The 23284-nt window shown below is 35.8% G+C and carries 19 protein-coding genes; 2 read left to right on the forward strand and 17 right to left on the reverse strand.

Annotation, left to right across the window (positions count from 1 at the left end; translation table 11 throughout):
- Positions 1-31: 31 nt before the first annotated feature.
- The 16 genes from R2Q77_RS17490 to R2Q77_RS17565 all read right to left on the reverse strand — a co-directional run bounded on the left by R2Q77_RS17490 (position 32) and on the right by R2Q77_RS17565 (position 19576).
- The gene (locus R2Q77_RS17490; protein ID WP_316805020.1) at positions 32-2332 is read right to left on the reverse strand and encodes a glycoside hydrolase family 3 N-terminal domain-containing protein; all 2301 of its coding nucleotides are present in this window, start codon (positions 2330-2332) and stop codon (positions 32-34) included.
- 58 nt (positions 2333-2390) lie between these two features.
- Positions 2391-3800 carry a RagB/SusD family nutrient uptake outer membrane protein gene (locus R2Q77_RS17495; RefSeq protein ID WP_316805021.1) on the reverse strand — a complete coding sequence of 470 codons (1410 nt, stop codon included), beginning with the start codon at positions 3798-3800 and terminating at the stop codon, positions 2391-2393.
- An 11-nt stretch (positions 3801-3811) separates the two neighbouring features.
- On the reverse strand, positions 3812-6661 hold the full coding sequence (locus R2Q77_RS17500) for a TonB-dependent receptor (protein WP_316805022.1): 2850 nt from the start codon (positions 6659-6661) through the stop codon (positions 3812-3814).
- 346 nt (positions 6662-7007) lie between these two features.
- Entirely contained in the window at positions 7008-8906 is a 1899-nt protein-coding gene (locus tag R2Q77_RS17505) for a 7TM diverse intracellular signaling domain-containing protein (RefSeq protein ID WP_316805023.1), read from the reverse strand.
- 63 nt (positions 8907-8969) lie between these two features.
- Positions 8970-10274, reverse strand: coding sequence for a HAMP domain-containing sensor histidine kinase (locus R2Q77_RS17510; RefSeq protein ID WP_316805024.1), 1305 nt, complete (start codon positions 10272-10274; stop codon positions 8970-8972).
- A gap of 11 nt (positions 10275-10285) precedes the next feature.
- Positions 10286-10963, reverse strand: coding sequence for a response regulator transcription factor (locus tag R2Q77_RS17515; RefSeq protein WP_316805025.1), 678 nt, complete (start codon positions 10961-10963; stop codon positions 10286-10288).
- Positions 10964-11015: 52 nt separating this feature from the next.
- Positions 11016-12218, reverse strand: a complete 1203-nt coding sequence (locus R2Q77_RS17520) for an aspartate aminotransferase family protein (protein ID WP_316805026.1) — start codon at positions 12216-12218, stop codon at positions 11016-11018.
- A 69-nt stretch (positions 12219-12287) separates the two neighbouring features.
- A complete protein-coding gene (locus R2Q77_RS17525; RefSeq protein WP_316805027.1) occupies positions 12288-12725 on the reverse strand; it encodes a hypothetical protein in 438 nt (145 codons plus the stop codon).
- 10 nt (positions 12726-12735) lie between these two features.
- Positions 12736-13389: a hypothetical protein gene (locus tag R2Q77_RS17530; RefSeq protein WP_316805028.1), complete on the reverse strand. Its 654-nt coding sequence runs from the start codon at positions 13387-13389 to the stop codon at positions 12736-12738.
- Between the two features lie 33 nt (positions 13390-13422).
- Positions 13423-13983 (reverse strand): RNA polymerase sigma factor, encoded by a 561-nt coding sequence (locus R2Q77_RS17535; protein ID WP_316805029.1) that lies wholly within the window; start codon positions 13981-13983, stop codon positions 13423-13425.
- 99 nt (positions 13984-14082) lie between these two features.
- Positions 14083-15039, reverse strand: coding sequence for a transketolase family protein (locus R2Q77_RS17540; protein ID WP_025145704.1), 957 nt, complete (start codon positions 15037-15039; stop codon positions 14083-14085).
- 72 nt (positions 15040-15111) lie between these two features.
- Complete coding sequence (locus tag R2Q77_RS17545) at positions 15112-15957, reverse strand: transketolase (RefSeq protein WP_316805030.1); 846 nt, start codon at positions 15955-15957, stop codon at positions 15112-15114.
- Between the two features lie 57 nt (positions 15958-16014).
- Positions 16015-16479, reverse strand: coding sequence for a thioredoxin-dependent thiol peroxidase (gene bcp / locus R2Q77_RS17550; RefSeq protein WP_316805031.1), 465 nt, complete (start codon positions 16477-16479; stop codon positions 16015-16017).
- Positions 16480-16578: 99 nt separating this feature from the next.
- A complete protein-coding gene (locus R2Q77_RS17555) occupies positions 16579-18309 on the reverse strand; it encodes a M23 family metallopeptidase (protein ID WP_316805032.1) in 1731 nt (576 codons plus the stop codon).
- Positions 18310-18313: 4 nt separating this feature from the next.
- Positions 18314-18925 (reverse strand): fumarylacetoacetate hydrolase family protein, encoded by a 612-nt coding sequence (locus R2Q77_RS17560; RefSeq protein ID WP_316805033.1) that lies wholly within the window; start codon positions 18923-18925, stop codon positions 18314-18316.
- Between the two features lie 123 nt (positions 18926-19048).
- Entirely contained in the window at positions 19049-19576 is a 528-nt protein-coding gene (locus tag R2Q77_RS17565) for a T9SS type A sorting domain-containing protein (protein ID WP_316805034.1), read from the reverse strand.
- Positions 19577-19754: 178 nt separating this feature from the next.
- Here R2Q77_RS17565 and R2Q77_RS17570 point away from each other — a divergent pair, with 178 nt between their 5' ends.
- Positions 19755-21734, forward strand: a complete 1980-nt coding sequence (locus R2Q77_RS17570; protein WP_316805035.1) for a KUP/HAK/KT family potassium transporter — start codon at positions 19755-19757, stop codon at positions 21732-21734.
- A gap of 55 nt (positions 21735-21789) precedes the next feature.
- Here R2Q77_RS17570 and R2Q77_RS17575 read toward each other — a convergent pair whose 3' ends face one another.
- Positions 21790-22527 (reverse strand): LytTR family DNA-binding domain-containing protein, encoded by a 738-nt coding sequence (locus R2Q77_RS17575; protein WP_316805036.1) that lies wholly within the window; start codon positions 22525-22527, stop codon positions 21790-21792.
- 523 nt (positions 22528-23050) lie between these two features.
- Between R2Q77_RS17575 and R2Q77_RS17580 the strand changes: the two genes are divergently transcribed.
- Positions 23051-23275 (forward strand): hypothetical protein, encoded by a 225-nt coding sequence (locus tag R2Q77_RS17580; protein WP_316805037.1) that lies wholly within the window; start codon positions 23051-23053, stop codon positions 23273-23275.
- Positions 23276-23284: the final 9 nt, after the last annotated feature.

Consider the following 23284-nt stretch of genomic DNA (forward strand, 5'->3'; position numbering starts at 1 on the left):
GATGGAAAGAAGTCTTCCCATCCCTCAGGTTTTAATTTGTGTAATTAAAATTTATTTTCTGATCGCCAATTTGAACTTTAAATTCTCCGGCTTCAGTTATTTTTTTGTTTTCAAGGTTTACAACGGCAATATCTGCAGCTGTAATCGCAAAGGTTACCGTTTTTGTTTCCCCAGGTTTTAACGTTATTTTTTCGAAACCACGTAAACGCTTTACATCAGGTGTAATCAGGCTGGCCACAAGGTCGGAGGTATATAACAATACACTTTCTTTACCTTCTGCTTTACCCGTATTGCTAACCTCTACCGTTATGGTTAAAGTTTCGCCAGCTTTTAAAGTATTGTTGCTTAATTTTAAATTACTGTATTTAAAAGTAGTATAACTTAAGCCCTGTCCGAAAACATATTGCGGGTTAAAATCCGAATCGTAATTGTAAACACCTTCTACCGTTTCACGGGCTTCGGATGGTTTGTGGTAATAAGTAAACAGCGCGTTGGGGTATTGCGGATAAGTATATGGAAGTTTTCCTGAGGGATTAACATCACCAAACAAAATATCACTCAGCGCATCGGCACCAAAGTTTCCCGGTAAATAAGTTTGAACAACAGCACTCATTTTTTTCTCAAACTTGCTGATGATTCTTGGCCTGCCTTCATTTAAAATCAGGATAACAGGTTTTCCGGTTGCAGCAATTTTCTGCGCCAGCTCCGTTTGTAAATCAGAAATGTATAAATCGCTTAAATTACCCGGAGATTCCGTATAGGTATTTTCTCCCAGGCATAAAATCACCGCATCTGCCTGTTGGGCTGCGGCAAGTGTTTCGTCCATTTTGTCCGTAAAATCTTCAAAATATTTACCATCCATTTTATAGCTTACACCGGGTAAATAAGTAATGTTTGCAGCGCCATTCTTATTCTGAAGTGCTTTTACAATCGTATTGTATTTTTTAGCAAATTCTTCTACTTTTTCTCCCTGCCAGCTATAGGTCCAGGCACCATTTAAAGTACGCATAGAATTTGCGTTTGGCCCAGCAACTAATAATTTCATTCCTTTTTTTAATGGAAGGATATTGTTGGTGTTTTTTAACAAAGTGATGGATTCTGCCGCGGTATTATAAGCAGCAGTTTCGAATTCTTTACTTGCAAATTTTGGATAATCTTTAGGGTTTGTTGTTGGTTTTTCGAATAAGCCAGTAGCATACTTTACCATTAAAATACGGCGAACGGCATCATCAATTCTTTCCTGCTTAACTTTACCTTCTTTAACCAATGCCACCAGGTTATCGCAAAATACTTCGTAGTTGTATGCAATCATGCTCATGTCTATTCCAGCATTTATGGCCAGCATAATGGCTTCTTTATCGTCTTTGGCAATATGATCTCTTTTAAATAAGTTTTCAATATCGCCCCAATCGGTAACAACCAAACCTTTAAAGCCTAATTCATCTTTTAATAATTTAGTAACAATGTTGTAATTGGCATGTACAGGCACTCCGTTTATAATTCCGGAGTTAATCATTACCGTGTGTGCGCCGGCTTCTATAGCAGCCTTAAATGGCGGCAGGTGGTATTCTCTTAAAGCCTGGTCAGATATATAAGATGGTGTTCTGTCTTTTCCCGTAACCGGAACCTGATAGCCTAAGAAGTGTTTTAAAGAAGTAGCTACTTTATACGGGTTAGCTACGTTATTGTCATCACCTTCATAACCTTTAACTGCAGCTTTACCTAATTCGGTAACCACGAATGGATCTTCACCGAAACTTTCCCACTGACGTGGAAAACGTGGATCGGCACCTAAATCTAAAATAGGAGCGAAGTTCCAGGGGATAGAACTGGCTCGGGTTTCGTAAGCTGTAATAGAGGCTCCGTTTTTAACCAGACTGCGGTTGAAAGTTGCGGCTTGTCCTATTTGTTGCGGAAACATGGTTGCACCAGCGGTATAGGTAGCGCCATGAACTTCATCAACGCCATAAATTACAGGGATTTTATTTTTTCCTTTTTTAATGGCTACGTCCTGAATTTCGCTGATAATTTTATACCAAACCTGTGGTGTACGGGCCCTGTTATTTGAAGTGTTTAAAACTGAACCTACATGATATTGGATTAGTGCTTTTTCCATTGCGGCTTGATCAAGGGTAAAAGGTTCGTCACTTTCGAAGCGATTTTTACCTTTACCAATAACATCAAGCGTAATTTGAGCCATTTGACCAACTTTTTCTTCAAGGGTCATTTTGCTGATTAATGCATCTATTTTAGCTTGATTTTTGTTTTGAGCAAGGGCACTGGCTACAGTACCCAAAGCGAATAGCGTTAGTAGAGTTTTCCTGAATATCATAAGGGATTTTGTTATAAAACAAAGGCGGCAATTGCCGCCTTTGTACATTGATAAGAAATTAATGAAGGTTTGGATTTCTATCCAGTTCTGTTTGTGGAATCGGAAGTAAAAGATTTGCAGCGGTAATGTTGTAATTTAAAGAATTACCATTTCCATCTTTTTGTGCATTCATTACGGCTATAGCCCTGTTGGTTCTTAATAAATCGTACCAGCGGTGGCCTTCAAATGCCAATTCTAAACGACGTTCTTTTTCGATTGCCAAACGCATAGCTGTTTGATCGGTAGCTGGTGTGGCGCCTAAACTTACTCGTCCACGTACCGTGTTTACCACATCTTTTGCTGATGACCATCCACCTGCACTCAATTCGTTTAAAGCTTCTGCCTTTAACAGCATAATATCAGCCAAACGTAAGATATAGGTGTCGGTTTTGTCGTCAGCTCTATATTTGCCTACATGTGGGTAAATCGCTGCATCTTTCCAGTAATCGTCATCCCATCCAATGCCATCAATTAAAATGCTTGATTTTTTACGTATAGCATCATTTTCTGCATTAAAGGTATTCACTAAATCGTTGGTGGGTGTATTGAATTTTTTCCATCCTGCTCCAAAAAGCTGGCTTGGCATCCAATTTCCATGTAAACCGCCCCAACCATCATATTGCATTTCCCAAATGGCTTCTGAATTGTTTTTGTGTTGCGAATCCCATAAGAAATCATAGTTGGAAACTAAAGAATAACCACCATTAATTACGGCATCAGCATACGTGCTAACTTTTGCCCAATCAGGATTAGGTTTACTTGCATATACTTTAGCTAATAATGCATTGGCAACACCTTTTGTTACAATGCCTTTGTTAGGCGCAGTTGTACGTGCATTTTCAACGCCATATTCCAAATCAGCAATAATCTGCGCATAAATCTGATCTACTGTTGATTTAAACGGAGATAAATCTTCGGTTGTTACCGGAATTTTTAGTACAAGTGGCGCCGCGCCCCATAACCTTACAACATTAAAGTACATGTAAGCACGTAAAATACGCGCTTCAGCTAAAATTTGTTTACGTCGGTCGTTTACATCCAATTTGGAATCTGCAATTTTTGGAACATTATCGGTTACCAGATTACAGTTTTTAATGTCCTTGTATAAGGCTGTATAATCGCGACTAATATTTGAATTGGTATTGTTTACTTTAAAAAGGTCCAGCTGGATATTGTTAGGATTATCTCCACCCGCATAACAGTTGTCGGCAATTACATCACCGTTGGTCATGAAATCCATAATATGAAAATCATTATACATGCCATCGTAAACCCCCTGGATTAATTTTTCTGCTGCTGCAGCATCTGCAAAAGCGGCGTCCGGTGTAACCTGACTGATTGGTTGTTTATCTAAAAAGTCTTTCTTACAGCTGCTTAAAGCCATAGTAAGGGTGCCGGCAGCGATTATTGAATATATTTTAAGTTTCATTCTGTTTAAAATTAAAAGCCTACGTTAACACCAAATAAAAATGTTCTTGACTGTGGATAAGTTCCATAATCAATACCCATTGAAGGGCTGTTACCATCATACCGTTGTACCTCCGGATCAAAACCTGAATATTTAGTAAAGGTTAACAGGTTATAACCAGTTGCAAAAACAGTTATTTTGCTCATGTTCAGTTTTTTAAGCGTGTTTGCGCCAAAATTGTAAGATAAGGTTGCCGATTTCAGACGTAAATAAGAACCATCTTCCACAAATCTGCTTGATGTACGTGAGTTATCTGTATTTCCTTTGGTTACTTTTGGAATGTTTGTAATCTGACCTGGAGTAGTCCATCTGTCTAATACTGCTGTAGATTGATTTTTTGAATCATATAAGCCCTCTAAATCAATCCTGGAGGCATTAAAGATGTCGTTACCCTGAACACCCTGGAAAAAGAATGATAAACCAAAGGAACCGTAGGTTAAGTTGTTGTTTACCCCATAAGTGAATTTTGGCTGTGCGTTTCCAATGTAAGTACGGTCGCCGGCATCTACGCTGCCATTACCATTTAAATCGGCATACACTGCATTACCTGTTTGCGGATTAACACCTTGATAAACATAGCCATAAAAAGCACCTAATGGTTTTCCAACCTCAACTCTAATGGCCTGGTCGCGGCTGTCAATTCCACCAAAATCAATTGATGATAATGAATTACCTAAACTGGTTACTTTATTGCGATTTAAAGAAAAGTTTAAGTCAGTAGACCATGTAAACTTACTTTTAACAAAGTTTTTAGTTGATAATACAAACTCTAAACCTTTATTTTCCATCGAACCTACGTTTCTGGCCTGTGTATTAAAACCAGTACTAAGCGCTAAAGGAACGTTTAAAAGTAAGTCGTTTGTTTTCTTTAAATAAGCATCAGCAGTAAATGTAATTCTTGAGTTGAACATACTTAAATCTAAACCAATGTTGGTTTGAGTTGTTTTTTCCCAGGTTAAATCAGGATTAGCCAATTGAATAAAGTTGTAAGAACCCTGTGTGGTTGGTTGATATAACTCTAAATAAGCGTAATCTCCAATGCCCTCATCATTACCTACTTTACCCCAGCTACCTCTAATTTTTAAGTCATTAATGGTTTTGCTTTCTTTCATAAAGTTTTCACCAGAAATGCGCCATCCTAATGATGCAGAAGGGAAATATCCGTAACGTTTATCTGGTGCAAAGCGAGATGAACCATCGGCACGGAAGTTTGAACTGAATAGGTATTTTCCATCATATGCATAGGTAACACGGGCTAAATACGAACGCTTAGACCATTGTGCAAAAGAAGGCAATGTTGCTGTAACCGAAGTGGCAGCTGGCAAAAGGTTTTTGTTTGCATCTAAATATTTAGAATCCTCATAGGTATAATATTTATAATCAGATTCCTGAATAGTCATACCGCCAGTGGCTGTAAATGCATTTTTGCCTACATTTTTAGTGTAGTTAACAATATTTTCATTTAACCAAACATTATCCTTGGTTCTGTTGCTTTGGAATCTTCCTTGTTGGGTTCTTCCATATTCAGACATATAAGGATCTAAGAAATTACTGTAACGGTTTCTGTTTAAATTGGTACTGATGCTTGATTTAAAATATAAATCTTTAGTGAAATTAACCTGTGCAGCAAATGAACCTAAGAAACGGAAATTATTAGTCCCGTTTGTCATGCGGTAAGCATAAGCAATTGGATTTTCCCAACCACCCTGATTTGGGTTACCTGCATATTGACCTAAGCTGTTATAAATTCCGATAGTAGGAGGGGTTGATAGGGCCGCTAAAATTACACCACCACCGGCAACACCGGTGTTATCACCAACATCAACAGACTTTCTATATGTAAATGCTGCTGTACCGGTTAATTTTAACCAGCTGGTAATGTTTTGTGAACCATTAAAGTTGGCTGTATATTTATCTAAAACAGCTGGAGCAACGGTACCTTTATCTTGTTGGTAACCTGTAGAGAAATAATACTGGCCACCTTTAATTCCGCCCGATAAAGAAACCTGATAATTGTTCTGTGTTCCTGTTCCGAAAGTAACATCCTGCCAATCTGTATCCTGATTTCCAAATGCAGTATAGTTCATGTCTTTCATTAACGCATTATACTGTGCGGCATTTAAAACATCAATTTTTTGCCATAAATTAGAAAAACCTGTAAAAGCATTAAATGCTACTCTCATTTTATCAGAACTACCTTTCTTGGTGGTAATTAAAACCACACCATTTGCACCACTTGAACCATAAATAGCCGCTGCCGAAGCATCTTTTAAAATGGTTAAAGTTTCTATATCTCCTGGATTTAAAAAGTCAGCATTTCTTGAAGTTACCCCATCAATAACATATAAGGGACTGTTTGATGCGGTGATGGAAGTATTTCCCCTGATGCTAACAGATACACCAGAACCCGGTTTGCCAGATTGAGAGATTACCTGCACACCCGCTGCTTTACCCTGGATGGCTTGCAAAGGATTGGTTACCGGCTGATTCTCTATATCTTTAGAAGAAATAGAGACTACGGCTGTTGTTAAATCTTTTTTAGTGGTGGTACCGTAACCAATTACGACCACTTCATTTAATTGTTGGTTATCATCTGAAAGGGTTACGTTAATGGTACTGCGATTATTTACAACTTCTTCGAGGGTTTTAAAACCAATGAAAGAAAATTCTAATGTTGCGTTATTTGGAGCATTAATGGTATAAGAACCATTCTCTTGTGTGGAAGCGCCCTGGTTAGTTCCTTTTACTTTTACAGAAACTCCCGGCAGGGGCAAACCTTTTTGATCTTTTACCTGGCCTTTTATAGTTATATTCTGTGCCATACTCAAAGAGATTCCGCATAGAATACACACCATAAGCAATGTAAACTTTTTTCTCATAATTTTGCTTTAGTTAATTAATACGAGGTAAAGTTAACACCGAATTAATTCAAAATGCAAGTTTTTGAAATAAATATTTTTATGTAAGTTGCTGATAGTTAGTTTGTTGTATGTAAATCGATACGCTTTAATACCGTTGATAAAATCATTGTTTTAACCTTGATTATCAGGTATTAAGCCTTGTATTAAGGTAGGTGTGCGGTATCATTTTGATACGCTTAAATACCTATTGCGTTAGGCCTGAAATTTTTCAAAACAACAACTTTGTGACTGATAAATGAGATAAGAATTACTCGATAACAAGCTGGCTCCAGCCATTTTTAGCCGATTTCTTTAAAGTCTTCTTTCTGTCGTCCATTACTTTTTTTATTCGCGTACCAAAAGTCCAGCAGGTGCTTTGCCTGATGGAAAGTAATTCTGATAATTTATGAGATGATATTTTACCCTTTGAAGAATAAATTAGAAATATCATGTAAAAAGCTTTATTGATTGGAATCCTGGTATTATGAAAAATAGTATAAGTTGTTACCGACTCCTCATAACCACATTTGCTGCAGCGGCGACTATGTAAAATGTGGCCGTTGAAATAATGATCGTTACTGCATTTGCGGCAGTGGTAACCATTGCTCCATTTAAGTTCTGCCAGAAACTCATAACAGCTCTCCTTATCGGGATATATCTTACTGAATTCTTCAAAATCAACTTCTGTAGACATTACCCTGTCTCTCGAAACCTTTTCTACACTTGTTTGCAGTTCTTCATTATCCTGTTCAAGCAAAACGTTCATCCTCGAAATTTCTTCAGCCTGTTGCTGCAGTAATGCATTGACTTCTTCGAGAGCTTGATTTTTACTTTCAATAATCAGCGATTTGTGGTAAACCTCACGTGTGCGTTCTTCAACTTTACTTTCCAGTTCCTGGTTTAAGCTATCTTTCAGCTTTGCATTAACAGCCATTTGCCTGATCATCTTTTGCTGAACGTTATCTTTTTTCTTTTTTAAGATCCGAACCTTATCCCCAATTGCAAAAGATAAGAATACCATTTCTAAAACAAAGCAAAAGCTTAAGCTGTAGTAACTTACTACACCAAAATTTAGCCAGGCTACACCCAGCATAATTAAAAACTTTAAAGTAAAGCCGGCAAAAAGAAAACTATAGCCCAATACAAAGAAACGCGCAGGCTGGTAGCCATTTTTGTAAATATAAATTCCGGTAAAAAAGGCAACTGAAAGTGGAATAGCCTCGATAAATTTATAACTGAACAGGGATTGGTTGAAAAGATAGCAGTAAACAAAGAAAATTATCCTGCACACAATAACACCAATAATAAGCTGGTTGAGCTTAGGTGCCTTTATTTTAACCAGCAACAGTTCTCGTGTAAAAAGTAAGGCAAATATACTGGTTGCACAAAGTGCAAAGGCATACGCTACCTGGTTCCATCCGGGTGCGTTTGGCCATAAGTATTGATAGGCAATGCCATCTGTACTCATTTCAAAAAAGCCGACGCTTAAATTGTATAAAACGTAATATAGATATTGCTTTTGCCTGATGGCGATAAACATGATTAGGTTATAGAAACTAAAAACCAGGATCATTCCATAAAAAATACCAAAATAGAAATACTCATCCAACGCGTATGAAATAAACCATTCGGCACTACGGAGAACAATAATTACATCTGATATTTGAGAAGATTTGATTTTAAAGTAATAAGTCTGAATAGCCTCTCCATCATTTTGAATAGGAATTTCGAAGTTTTTATGGTGAATAAGTCTTTTGCTGAATGGATTTGAATCGCCTAATTCTTCAACTCTAAAACTTTGGTTGGATTGTGGAATATAGGCCGTAATATGATCTATTGTTTGGTCGAAAAACTCGAGCAAAAAAGGTTTTTTTGCCAATTCATTTTCCTTTATTTTAATTCTGAACCAATACGTTTTATTTAACTTTTTAGTTTGGGGTGTACTGCTTTTACTTGCCTTGAATTTTTGGTCGAAAGCCTTGCTTGTAATGTTTTCGAAAGAATATTGGTCATGATCATCTTCCAGTACTTCAATTTCCCGGTAGGTGAAAATATGTTGCGGTATTGAATCCTGAATTTGTACAATTTTTTGCGCCTTTAACCCGGATATGGAAAAAGCTAAAAAGAAGCAGATAAAGAAAGATCTAATTTTATAAGAATTCAACATAAAGTACAAAGGTACTAAATTGATTTATGTGTTAATCATCACTTAAATCAGCAGAATTTCATTTTAAAAGTTTAGTATTATTACAGAGCCTTTGCCTTCCTCGGATTGAATGTCTATCTCTATTTTATGAAATTTGGCTATACTTTGAACAATAGCCAAACCCAATCCAAAACCGTGCTCCTCGGTATTCCCTCGTTTAAAACGGTGAAAAGCATTTTCAACCAGGTCTTTGCTCATACCTACACCTGTATCAGTTACTTTAAGCACAAATTTTTGTTGCTGCATGGCTCCGCTAACCCGTATAGCACCACCTTCTACATTGTATTTAATGCCATTGTTGATGATGTTCATAAGGAGCGTATGAATCAGCGCCTTATTGCCCATAAAGCTAAAACCGTGTTTTAAATCCAAGCTAAAATCGATTTTTTTATCAGTGATGCGGTCTTCAAGATCCTCATAAATATCTTCTAATTCCTGCTTAATGCTAATTTCTTCGGTTTTTAAATATTGATTGTTTTCTACTTTAGAAATTAACAGCAAACTATTTATAATCACTTTCAACCGATTAAGTGTTTTTAAAGAAGCGAATATTTTGTTTTCATGCTCTACAGGAATATTTGGTGTGCTTAACATGTTTTCAAATCTTGTACTAAGGATCGAAATGGGGGTAAGCAATTCGTGAGATACATTGGCAATAAACTGTTTTTCAAGTAAAAACAAGTTGTTAATCTTTCTCATCAATGAGTTTACACTATTGTCGAGAATTTTAAAGTCATCCGTATTGGTTGGAATGTTCTCGTAGTTATAATGAGAGGGATCATCGACGAGATTAATTTTTTTGTCGATAATTAGATAGAAAGGCTTTAACAGAAAGTTAGAAAAAGCATAATCCGTTACTAAAGTGATTAATAATGCTGCAATAAGCACAATTAGCATGTAAAAGCGAATGGTAATTTTGATTGATTGTAGCGAGGTCATACTTTCGCCAATTTCCAAATTATACCAGTTGGTGTGGTAAATAAATTTATAATTCAGAATTCTATAAAATTCAACATCGCCTTCAATTTCGCGTTCCTCGGTAACAATAACTGCTGCCGAATCTCTTTGATTATCGGGAATATCTGTTAAAGTGATAAACTCCTCTTTTAAAATGTTGTAATCGGTATAAGATTGCTGGTCGTTTAAAAGGCTATCAATTTCATTATCACTTAAATGTTTAATGATTTTGCCTTTCTTTTTGATAAGCCTGTTATCCAGTTGGTTATAAGCAAGTTTATCTATTGAAAATAAAATAATGGCACCCAAAATCAGAATAATGGCGATTTTGGTTATTGCATTATATAAAGAAAACTTAACCTGTAACTTCATTTTAAGTGTATTTAGCAGTTGATGCGGTAACCGATGCTTCTAACGGTTTCGAACCAATCTGTTTGATTTACAGCAGAAAGTTTTTTACGAAGGTTTTTTACATGCACATCAACAAAATTTGAATCAGAGTTTACTTCTAAAATATCACCCCAAACGTGTTCGGTTAAACTCATTCGAGAAACAACCCGGTTTTTATTAAGCACCAGGTAATTAAAAATTTCGAATTCTTTTTTGGTTAGGTTTAATCGTTCATCGCCAAAAGAAACCGTTCTGTTTTGAATATTTAAAAGGAAATTATGAACATTGATCTCGTTTTTTTCGAGTTTATGCTTTCTGCGGATAATTGCATGCATACGCGCCAGTAATTCATTTAAAGAAAAAGGTTTCGGCAGATAATCGTCAGCACCTTCATCCAAACCTTTAATACGATCGTCTACAGCACTTCTTGCGGTTAAAATAATTACGGCATCATCCCGATCTTTTAAAGTTTTAAGTTGTTTTAAAACATCAAAACCGTCACCATCAGGTAAACCCAAATCTAAAAGGATAAAATCGTAATTGTTTACAAAGATTTTCTCCTCGGCAGATGATTTTTTCCAGGCATGTTCTACAATAAATCCTTCGTTGCTTAAAAATTCATCCATTTCAAGCGCAAGGCTTTTCTCGTCTTCAACAATTAAAACGTTCATTAGATTAGCTGTTTATGATTAATAGTTTCCTGATTTGCCAATAGTTTATGATTTAGTTATTGGCGTTCCCGGCAACTAAGTTAACGTTTTTCAAAATTATAGCGCAGGCTTCTTTAATTTCTTCTTTGGTAATAATGAGCGGAGGCGCAATACGCATGGAATTACTGCAATGCAAAAACCAGTCGCTAATTACGCCATCGGCAATACAGGCATCGATGATTTTTTTATTGATTTCGAAACTTTCAAATTCTACCGCAAGCATTAAACCTTTACCGCGTATTTCTTTAATTGCTTCGTGTTTTAGCAGGGTTTTAAAAAGTAACCCTTTTTCTTCTACTCCAGCAACGATTTCTTCATCTGTTAAAGCATTTAAAGTGGCTAAACCAGCGGCACAACAAACCGGATGACCGCCAAAAGTTGTCATGTGTCCTAAAATTGGATTATTGGATAATACAGACATAATTTCTGAAGAAGAAATAAAAGCGCCAATAGGCATACCCCCACCAATTCCTTTAGCGAGCAATAAAATATCAGGTATAATGTTCAGGTGTTCAAAAGCAAACAATTTACCGGTACGGCCAAAACCGCTTTGTATTTCGTCGAAAACAAGCAAGGTACCTGTATCTGCGCATTTTTTTCTTAGTGCCTGAAAATAAGCCAAGTCGCCAACACGGATTCCAGCTTCCCCCTGGATTGGTTCAATAAATACGGCTGCAGTTTCAGTCGTAATTAAGCTTAAATCATTAAGCTGATTAAAATTCATGAAACTTACATTGGGCAGAAACGGGCCATAGCCAGAAGAGTAAAAGTCGCTTTCCATTAAACTTTCTGCGCCTTGAGTACTGCCATGGTAAGCATTTTTACAGGCTACAAAACCCTTTCTTCCGGTATAACGTTTTGCCAGTTTCATGGCGCCTTCTACAGCTTCTGCACCAGAGTTTACAAAATAAGTACAACTAAGGCTTTTGGGTAGGACATCGGATAATGCCTTTGCAAAATTTACCTGTGGACTTTGAACATATTCGCCATACACCATTAAATGCATATAAGTTTCGGCTTGTTGCTGAATGGCTTTTACAACGGCCGGATGGCAATGCCCAATGTTACTTACGCCAATACCGGCAATAAGATCCATATATTTTTTGTTGTCCTGATCATAAATGTATAAACCTTTGGCTTTTACAAATTCTAATAAAAGTGGCTCAGGGGATGTTTGTGCATTGTGTTGTAAAAACAACTGACGTTGTGTAAGCATGCTGCAAAAGTACGGAAATGATGCAGGCTTTAAAACAAAAAAGACCTACATTGCTGTAAGTCTTTGTTTTTATTTAGGACCGCCTTTATAACGGTTAAGTAGCTCTCGTTTAAATCCTTCCTGTGCTCTGTAGTATTTGCCAATAGTTTTTATAGGCAAAGCAGATTTCATCTTATTATAATATTTTTTATCCAGGTTAAGGTCTCTTTGTTTAAAGTCGAACTCGCTGGTAATTAAACTTTGTATCTGAGCATCGCTTAAATTATCAATTTCTGTTACTTTTTTAAAAGAGATCATTTTTTGCATACGTTCTTTACGCAATTCACCTTGCTCGCGCTGCATTTCATTATAAATTGGCCAAAATACTTTTGCTTCATCCGGAGATAAATCAAGTTTTTGCGTAAAGTAGGCTATTTTAAGTGATTCTATCTCCTCACCCTTTGGCCTTTGCGCCCAAAGCATAGTTGGTAATAAAAATAATAAGCTTGCGAAAAATAAGTTTTTCATTTCAATTTCATTAATTGTTTAATTCCTGGGCCAAATCACTTGAAGAGAAATGACTCAGAATATAGTTTTCCATTTCTGTATCTGACACAGAATTAGTTTTTGCATTTGATTTTGCGGTGCTTTCTGTTTCTAAATGGTCGATAATTGTACTTTCATCAATATCGTACAGCATTTGCTCGTTCGCAAATTCAGCCGATTGTATCTGACTCACTGAATTTCCCTGGTTTTGATAAAGGTAAAATCCGAAAGAAGATATTAAAAGAAAACATGCGGCACTTGCATATTTAAATAGGTTTTTACTCCAGAGCGAAACAACCTTAGCTTGTTTTTTCGGTTCTAAAGCTTCAATCTTATTGTTAATTCTGCTTTGTAAAGTGTCGAAATAATTTTCGGGTACGCCAAATGTACTTTCTGCTTTAGGCATTTCTGCTAAAGTGATATGGGTTTGTATACGTGCTGTTAATTCTTCAAAATAATGCTGCGGGACTTCAAAAGTATTTAGATTGGTTTTTTGTTTAAATTCATTTACAAAAATGGACGAAAAAACCAATTCATTTAAATTATTAAAGTATCCATCAGGAACATCAAAAGGATTACGTTTGTCCATCGCCGCAAGGGTGGGGGCTTCACTAATCCAGTCATTATTTTCTATATTTTCAGTCATCACTAATATATGATACAATTCAGATCAAAAGGTTTAATAGTCTATTTCATCATTTGTAATTATTGCTTCAATTTTCTTTGCGGCAATATGAAATGATGCTTTTAATGCGCCTACTGAAGTGCCTAAAACTTCTGATATTTCTTCATATTTCATATCATCAAAATATTTCATATTGAAAATAATCCGTTGTTTTTCTGGTAAGGTTAAAATGGCTTTTTGAAGTTTGATTTCCAGTTTGTCTCCATTAAAGTATGATGATGCAACAAGATTATCGGCCAGTTCTGATGATACTTCATCAAGAGGAGTATTGTTTCTCTGCTTTTGTTTATTTAAAAAGGTAATGGATTCGTTTGTAGCGATTCTGTAAATCCAGGTATAGAGTTGAGAATCACTCCTGAATTTATCCAGGTTTTTCCAGACTTTAACAAATACTTCCTGAATCAGGTCGTCGCAATCATCATGGTTAAGAACCAATCGCCTGATGTGCCAGTATATTTTTTGCTGATATTTTTTTAAAAGCAGGTTAAAGGCTTCATTTCGAGTTTTCTCGACAGCAAACATTGCAAGAATTTCTGAATCTTCAACTTGTTTCATTAAAAATGATTGCTTTATAAAACCACAAAGACACTAAGTGCACAAAGCTTTTGGTTATTACTCAGTGTACTACGTGTCTTTGTAGCTAATTTTTTAATTCTATTTTTTTCTGCCGATTACTTTTTGTACAGCTTCAACAATGTTTACAGCATCTAAGCCATATTTAGCCATTAGTTGATCTGGTGTACCGCTTTCGCCAAAGGTATCGTTTGTTGCAACAAACTCCTGTGGTGTAGGTAACTCAGTGGTTAATAAGCGTGCTACGCTTTCGCCTAAACCACCAAATTTGTTGTGTTCCTCACAGGTAACTACACAACCTGTTTTCTTAACAGATTTCAAAATAGCTTCGTCATCCAATGGCTTAATGGTGTGGATATTTATAATTTCCGCATCAATACCCAGTTCTGCCAATTTTTCGCCAGCTTCAATAGCTTTCCAAACCATGTGGCCGGTTGCAATAATGGTTACATCGGTACCTTCGTTAACCATCCATGCTTTACCAATTTCAAATTTTTGATCCGGATCTGTAAAAACAGGAATAACCGGACGGCCAAAACGTAGATAAACCGGACCTTCATATTCGGCAATTGCTAAAGTTGCGGCTTTGGTTTGATTGTAATCACAAGGATTAATAACCACCATACCTGGCAACATTTTCATTAAACCTATATCTTCTAAAATCTGGTGTGTTGCACCATCTTCACCTAAAGTTAAACCTGCGTGTGATGCACAAATTTTAACGTTTTTGTTTGAATACGCTACCGACTGACGAATCTGATCGTATACACGCCCTGTAGAAAAGTTAGCAAAAGTGCCTGTAAAAGGAATTTTACCGCCAATTGTCATACCAGCTGCGATACCAATCATGTTTGCTTCAGCAATACCAACTTGTGTAAAACGCTCAGGAAAATCTTTAATAAAAGCATCCATTTTAAGCGATCCAACTAAATCAGCACATAAGGCAACCACATTTTCGTTTTTCTTTCCAGCCTCATGCAAGCCAGCTCCAAAACCCGAACGTGTATCTTTTTTTTCTGTATATGTATATTTTTTCATTGTTTTTTAGATATGAGATCTTAGATATTAAACATGAGATTTAAGTCTCACATTTCACATCTTTAATCTATTTTAATAATCGCCTAAAGTTTCTGGTAATTGTGCTAAAGCTGCTGCCAATTGCTCATCATTAGGAGCGGTACCATGCCACTTATGCGATCCCATCATATAATCTACACCAGCACCCATTTGCGTGCTCATTAAGTTTAAGATTGGTTTGCCTTTTCCGGTTAAGGTTTTAGCATAATGTAAGCCTTCAACAATAGCCTGCATATCGTTGCCATCGGTATTGATTACATGCCATCCAAAAGCTTCAAATTTATCTTGTAAACTATCTAAAGAAAGTACTTTTTTAGTTGGGCCATCAATTTGTTGTCCGTTGTAATCCACGCTGCAAATTAAGGTATCTAATTCATGGAAAGGTGCAAACATTGCGGCTTCCCAGTTTTGTCCTTCCTGCAATTCACCATCACCGTGTAAAGTGAAGACATAAGATTTATCACCATTTAATCTTTTTGTAAGTGCTGCGCCAATAGCAACAGACATACCTTGACCTAATGAACCTGAAGCTACTCGGATACCAGGTAAACCTTCGTGTGTAGTTGGGTGACCTTGTAATCTTGAATCTAATTTACGGAAAGTTGCTAATTCACTTTTATCAAAAAAGCCTGCGTGGGCTAGTGTGCTATACCAAACCGGAGAAATGTGGCCGTTAGACAGGAAGAATAAATCTTCGCCAATACCATCCATTTTGAAGTCTGTATTGTAATTTAAAACTTCGAAATATAAGGCTGTAAAAAAGTCTGCGCAGCCTAATGAACCACCTGGGTGGCCAGATTGACATCCGTGAACCATTCTTACAATATCTCGTCTTATCTGCGAAGCAATATCTTCTAATTCTTTAATTGTATGTTTCATTAAAATAAGCGGTTGTTGTTATATAGCAAAGGTAATATTTTACTTGCTATATCATAATTAGTTATTGATTAAATCGAGTACTTGCTGTGTTGAGTTTTTTGTATCAACTTTTTTAATAACATGGGCTATTTTACCTTCCCCATTAATTACAAAAGTCGTTCTTACGGTACCCATATATTTTTTGCCGTACATGTTTTTCTCTGCCCAAACACCATAATCGTTTACAATTTTTTGATCAGCATCTGCAAGTAGGGTAAAGGGCAAGCTGTGTTTGGTGACAAATTTCTGGTGCGATTTTTCATCATCGACGCTAACTCCTAAAACAACAATTCCCTTAGCGGTTAGGCCTTGGTAATTATCTCTAAAGTCGCAAGCTTCAGCAGTACAGCCAGGCGTATCATCTTTAGGATAAAAATAAAGTATAACCGTTTTGCCTTTAAAATCGCTTAAAGAAATAGAATTGCCATTCTGGTCTTTTGCTGTTATAGCAGGTGCATGATCACCTTCTTTTAATTCTGCCATATTAATTTATAATTGATTTTATACTAAACTTTATTGCTGAGCTAAGTTACCAATACATATTGCCAACCCTTAATAAAGCCGTAACTAATTAGTATAATTTTACTTTAAAAAGGAAATTGAATACCGCTTCGTATTATCTTTCATATCAGCAACAATCAATTCGAAAGTATGTTTTCCTTTGCCCGTTCTTTCATCAAAACTATGCCAAAGCGTGGCAGATTTAGTGTCAAATTCCATTAAAACCCATTTGCCATCTATATAGCCGTTAAAACTTTTAATGCCCGAAAGATTGTCACTGATTTTAAAAATCATTTTTGATAAGGCGGACATATTTTTTCCTTCAGAAATATTGACCGGTGTTATATTTGGTGCAATGCTATCAATCGAAATAAAGAAAGAGCCGAAATTTTTTGGATTGGCTTTTATATAACCATTTTCATAGTATCCGCCTTGAGATGAACGATTTGCATTTACAATTAAGGCTTTACTCCTGATGTGTTCTGGTAATTGATCTGCCTTAATCCAAAGTTCAAAACCTACATGCAAAGGAGTATAGTTGTTTTGAATTTGGTGCATTGCCGACCAGGCATTTATGGATGGTTTTGGCAAAAGCTTGTATGTAAAGTTTAAGTCGTTGTATAATGTGCCTTTTGGTAATATAACCTTAATGTTTTCGGTATTAAATTCATTTGCTTTATTATAAGGAAAAATATTTCCCTTTGTTTCGGCAACCGGAGAAACCGTTGAGCCTGCATGCACGTTGAATGGCAGTATGGACGCATTCCCTTTTGAATCTGTAATGACGTAGCGAAGCTGGTGCACCTCACCGTCGGTAAAATTAATACGGCCGCTATTGACCAGATTGCTGTAGATTTTCAATGGATTTCCTGGATCTACAAAACTTTTCTGGATACTTCTTTTGGTGTTTAAGTAGGTAGGGTAATCGATATGGGCATTTATGGCTTTACTATCTTCAAACGCAAAGCGCTCTAATGCAGAAGTATAAACCATTTTACCATCTACCTCTAATTGAATGGAATATACTCCATTGGTTCCTGATAGGCCATTATGCCTGTCGGTAGTAACAACGCCAAAACCAACTTCACCACTTAAATTTATTGGAGCTGATGCTTTATAAGTACCGTTTGATCCTGTAATGGGAATAGCCTCTTTACTGGTAAATTCATTAAAAGGTTTTCCATTTAAATGATAAACATATAAACCATGAATTACCGGCGGGATATTGTCCGGGATATTAATACCGAAAAATTGAGGATTTATCGTTTCTTCTGTTTTAGTGTCTCTAATTTCAAAATGCAAGTGTGGCCCACCCGAACTGCCCCGATTACCAGACCATGCAATAATATCTCCTTTGTGAACAGGGATTAATGTGGCATCTGGAAATTCGTCAATTTCGAATGATTTTTTTTCATACTCAAGGTTTTTTACAATCGTTGCAATTTTAGGTGCAAAACGTTGCAAATGGCCATAAACAGTCGTATATCCATTTGGATGATTGATGTATAGGGCTTGTCCAAAACCACTGTTTTGAACCCGGAGCCTGGAGATATAGCCATCTGCAACTGCATATACAGGATAACCCTCACGTTGATTGGTTCTAAAATCTATGCCGGAATGAAAATGGTTCCCCCTGATTTCACCAAAAGAACCCGCAAGTGCGGGCGGGGTAATGTCTAAAGGTTGCCTGAAATCGGTAATTGGGTATTTATTGCTACTAAATATTTGCTGTGCCTTTGTAATTGGTATTAATAATATATTAAAAACGAAAAGGGAGAGGTAGATTTTAAAGTTGATCGGTTTTTTGCGCATGTTTTTACTTAACATCAAAATTTAAGAGTTGCTTACCTTGTAACCAGGCTTCTAATTTATCGCCTTTATTTATTTTACCTACACCCTCTGGAGTACCTGTAAAAATTAAATCACCTTTTTTTAAGGTTATGTATTGCGAAACAAAGCTTATTATCTTCTCAAACGAGAACAAAAGATCTTTAGTGTAGCCCTTTTGTCGGGTTTCGTCATTTACTTTTAACTCAAAATTTAAGTCGTAAAGATTTTCAAAATTGGTTTTTGGAGTAAAAATGCTGATCGGAGCAGAATTATCAAATGCCTTGGCAAGTTCCCATGGCAGGCCTTTTTCTTTATGTTTGGCCTGAATGTCGCGGGCAGTGAAATCAATTCCTAAACCAATTTCATCATAATAATTCGACGCAAATTTCTCTGCAATATGTTTTCCTTCTTTACAAATTTTTAAAACAACTTCGAGTTCGTAATGAATGTCATCAGAAAAATCAGGGATGTAAAAAGGTTTATTGTCTTTTAATACTGCTGTATCAGGTTTTAAAAATATAACAGGAGTAGTGGGCACAGGATTATTTAGCTCTTTTGCATGCGCTGCATAATTTCGACCGATGGCTATAATTTTCATTTTATATGTTTTTGTTTTGAAGAACCTGTGCATTTCGAACAGGAAGACAGGCAAATTTAAAAATTGACAAATCAGGGGAGGCAGATTTACTGCTCCTGTTCAAAAATAGAAAAGAAAATGGTGTTATAAAACAGATATTCTTTTTACCTGGCTTTCTGAACCCGCAATTACCCTTAAAAAGTAAATCCCAGCATTTAAGCGACTTGGAATAGTAAACGATTTGGTGATTTCTCCTGCACTTAAACGTTCATTCGATAAGGTAACTACCTCATTCCCCAATAAGTCCATTATTTTTATGGTTACCTGGGTATCTTTGCCTAAAGAAAGAATAATATTTAACTGATCTTCAACCGGATTTGGGTAAATTTTAACAATGGTTAATAATTTGTCTTTAGTTACAGTTACGCCAGAAGGTTTGGTAGTATTAGAATAGGTATTAAATGTTCCTGCTCCACCGATAGAAAGGAAAGTAGGTTTATAAGGTTGTATGTTTGCTTTGATCTCCGGAATACGGCTCACTTTCTTAGTTCTTGGCTTTAACCCAATTTTTAAAGTGTCTGTTTGTGCCCAAGAATTTACGCTGCACAACAAAACAATGCACAAGGTGCACGTAAGTTTTAGGAGAAGCGTTATCTTAGTATAGAGTTTCATCAAATTTATATAGCAAATGTATTAATTTAAAACAAAGAAATTAAACATTTTGTTTAAAAGCCACAATTTAACACATTTTAACATAAAAAAATGTGTTTCTTCGTGTCGAAAATACACAATAAATTGGTTGTTAAATTGTTATAGTTAGTTTACTTTTGCCGCACTAAAAAATATTAAAGTGTCAAATCATAAAAATGTAAATGCGTTAACCGCCGGTGGGGTTCTGATTAGTTTAGGAATCGTGTTTGGCGATATTGGTACTTCTCCATTATACACGCTGAATGCTATTTTCAAAATTATTTTAGGCGTAAGAGGTGGCGTTGTAAGTACGCCAGGGGCAATTAGTCCTGAAGTTGTATTGGGTGTGCTTTCTTGTATCATCTGGACTTTAACACTTCAAACGACCATTAAATATGTAATTATTACACTTAGAGCCGACAATAAAGGGGAGGGCGGAATTTTTTCTCTCTTTTCTTTAGTCCGTAAAAAGGCAAAGTGGCTTGTAATTCCGGCAATTGTTGGTGGCTGTGCTTTATTAGCCGATGGAATTATTACACCGAGTATTACAGTAACTTCAGCAATTGAAGGTTTAACAAATAAGTTTGACGTTCCGGTTATTCCGATTGTATTAGGCATTTTAACCGTATTGTTTATCATTCAGCAGTTTGGAACCAATTTAGTTGGAAAACTTTTTGGACCGGTAATGTTTATTTGGTTTGCTGTTTTAGGCTTACTTGGTTTAATGTTTATTGTTAAAGATTTAAGCATTTTAAAAGCACTAAACCCATATTATGCGGTACATTTATTAGTAACCAATCATAATGCATTTTATATTTTAGGTGGTGTTTTCTTGTGTACAACAGGGGCTGAAGCACTTTATTCCGATTTAGGACACTGCGGGCGAAACAACATCCGTACAAGCTGGATTTTTGTTAAGCTTACCCTGATTATGAACTATTTAGGTCAAGGCGTATGGATTTTGCAAAACTCAAACAGCTTTATACCTGGGGCAAAAATGAACCCGTTCTTTCAGATAATTCCTGAACAGTATCAGGTAGCCATGGTTATATTGGCTACAATGGCCGCCATTATTGCAAGTCAGGCTTTAATTAGTGGTTCATTTACGTTAATATCGGAAGCCGTTCGTTTAAACCTTTGGCCTAAAATCAAGATCGTTTATCCAACGGTTTCAAAAGGACAATTGTATGTGCCTTCTATAAACTGGATGTTGTGGATAGGTTGTTGTGGGATTGTTTTGTTGTTCAGAGAATCAGAACGAATGGATGCTGCTTACGGTTTATCGATAACGATAGCGATGTTAATGACAACCATTTTAGTAAGTTTTTATTTAAGAAGCCGACGTTTTCCTAAGTATTCTATTTTAATATTTTTCTTGACTTATATCATTATTGAAGGCACATTTTTAGTGAGTAACTTAACTAAGTTTGTACATGGTGGTTGGGTTACCGTATTAATTGGCTCACTTTTATTCACCATTATGTGGAGCTGGTTTGTAGCAAGAAAAATTAAAAACCGTTTCGTAAAATATGTAGAAATAGAAGATTATTACGAAATTATCAGTGAACTGAGTAATGATGAATCTGTTCCGAAATATTCTTCACAATTGGTTTATTTAACCAGTGCCAATTTTAAAACAGAGATTGAATCTAAAATTATTTATTCTATTATTCAGAAAGAGCCTAAACGTGCGGATGTGTACTGGCTGGTGCATGTTGATGTTATGGATGAACCTTATACTTTAGATTATAAAGTTGAGTTCTTAATACCGGGTAAACTAATCCGCATTGATTTTAAACTGGGCTTCAGAATAGAACAGAGGGTGAATCTTTTATACCGTAAGGTGGTTGAAGAATTGGTTAAAAATGGTGAGGTTGACATCACCAGTCAATATACTTCCTTAAATAAACATAAAATAGCTGGTGATTTTAGGTTTGTAATCTTAGAAAAACACCTGTCAAAATTTACCAAGTTAAGTTTTTACGAACGTACCATTATGGATTATTACTTCATACTTAAGAAATTAAGTTTATCTGAAGAAAGAAGTTTTGGTTTAGACAGCAGTTACGTTGATGTGGAAAAAGTGCCGTTAATTTTTGTAACGCCTGATGATATCGAGTTAAACAGATTGCCTGTTTAGGAAAGGTTGGTTAGATTTGATGAAGCTTTTCATTAAATCTAACCAGAAACCTGGTTTACTTTGGATTTAGAAGTTTTTGACTTATAAAATTCATAAACGATTTTTTATAATGCTCGCTAACCGGCACTTTCCAATTATTGGTTAAGAATACTGTATTGCCATCAACCTGAATTATTTTTTCCGTATTTATAATGTTGGATTGATGTACTCTTATAAATCTGATATCATCTTTTAATCTTTCTTCAATGTTTTTCATTGTATCGTTAGTTTGATATTGATTTGAGGTAGTTTCTATGGTTATGTAATGCGCATTAGTATAAAATAAAATAATTTCATCCGGGGATATCCCAATAAATCTGCCCTTTACATCCCCTTTAATAAAAAATAGGTTATCTTTTTTTTTCTTTACAACATCAATTTTCTTTTCCTCTTTATTTAATATTCTCTTTACGGTTTCTATAAAACGTAATGGATTGATTGGTTTAAGCAGATAGCCCTCAGCATTAACAGCAAAGGCCTGCAGCGCATACTGATCATGGCCTGTTGTGAAAATAAGGTGCTTAATTTTATTGGTTAGTACAGTGGCAAGATCAATACCGGATAAACCCGGCATATCTATATCCAGAAATAATATATCAATTTCATCTGCATAAGTAATCTCAGCGAGTGCAGTTAAAGGATTTGTAAATGTTTTTATTATTACAAGTTCCTGTATCATTTCTATATACTCACTTAATAATTTAACAGCGAAATCTTCGTCATCGATAATAACACATTTGAGCGGTTTAGACATAGCGTAATTTTGAGATAACCAAGATAATGAATTAAATTATTTCTCGATAATATTTTGTAATTAACGATACAATCTGCCGGAATACCGGAATAATCATGTCTATTAAGAAAAAATATTGTGTAAACATTTAAGACTCATTATCTTAACATTTACAAAACTTATAATCATGACCTATCTATCTAAAACGCTTAATCCAAACTTCGATCCTGTGCCCATATCCTTCTCGGAAATACGCCACATGAGATTTAATAATACCTAATCTTTTTTAAATAACTTATTGCGCTGAATAATTATCATTAGGATTTATGTAAATCCTGATAGATGGCTGTTATTTGAAATTTGATGTAGAAAATAAAGGAGTTGTTTTTACTTCTCCAGGAAGAGCTATATTTTTTTAAAAAAAAGGGCAGCACGATTGCAACGAAACTGCCCTAAAACCGAATGCAAACGCGAATTTGCATCGCTCAAGCTACCTTGCGTGAAAGGTAGCAAAACTCTAAAAAACAAATTTAAACTTTTAACAATGAAAAAGCTAAACTTACTCAGCAAAGCTGAAATGAAAAACGTATCTGGTGGAAAAAAGGAATTATGTGTTTTAACTGTAACTTACGCAGGCGGCGGTTCTGGAAGCGGTGATTATGTACTTAGTGGTAGTTCTGGTGCGAATGATTTATGCGTGCATTGGATTACAACTGGTCAGGTAGCCAGCTGTGGGTACGATTGTGCCCATGATGGATTCGGACAATAATATTTAACC

The organism is Pedobacter nototheniae, assembly GCF_032678625.1.
GTDB lineage: Bacteria > Bacteroidota > Bacteroidia > Sphingobacteriales > Sphingobacteriaceae > Pedobacter > Pedobacter nototheniae_A.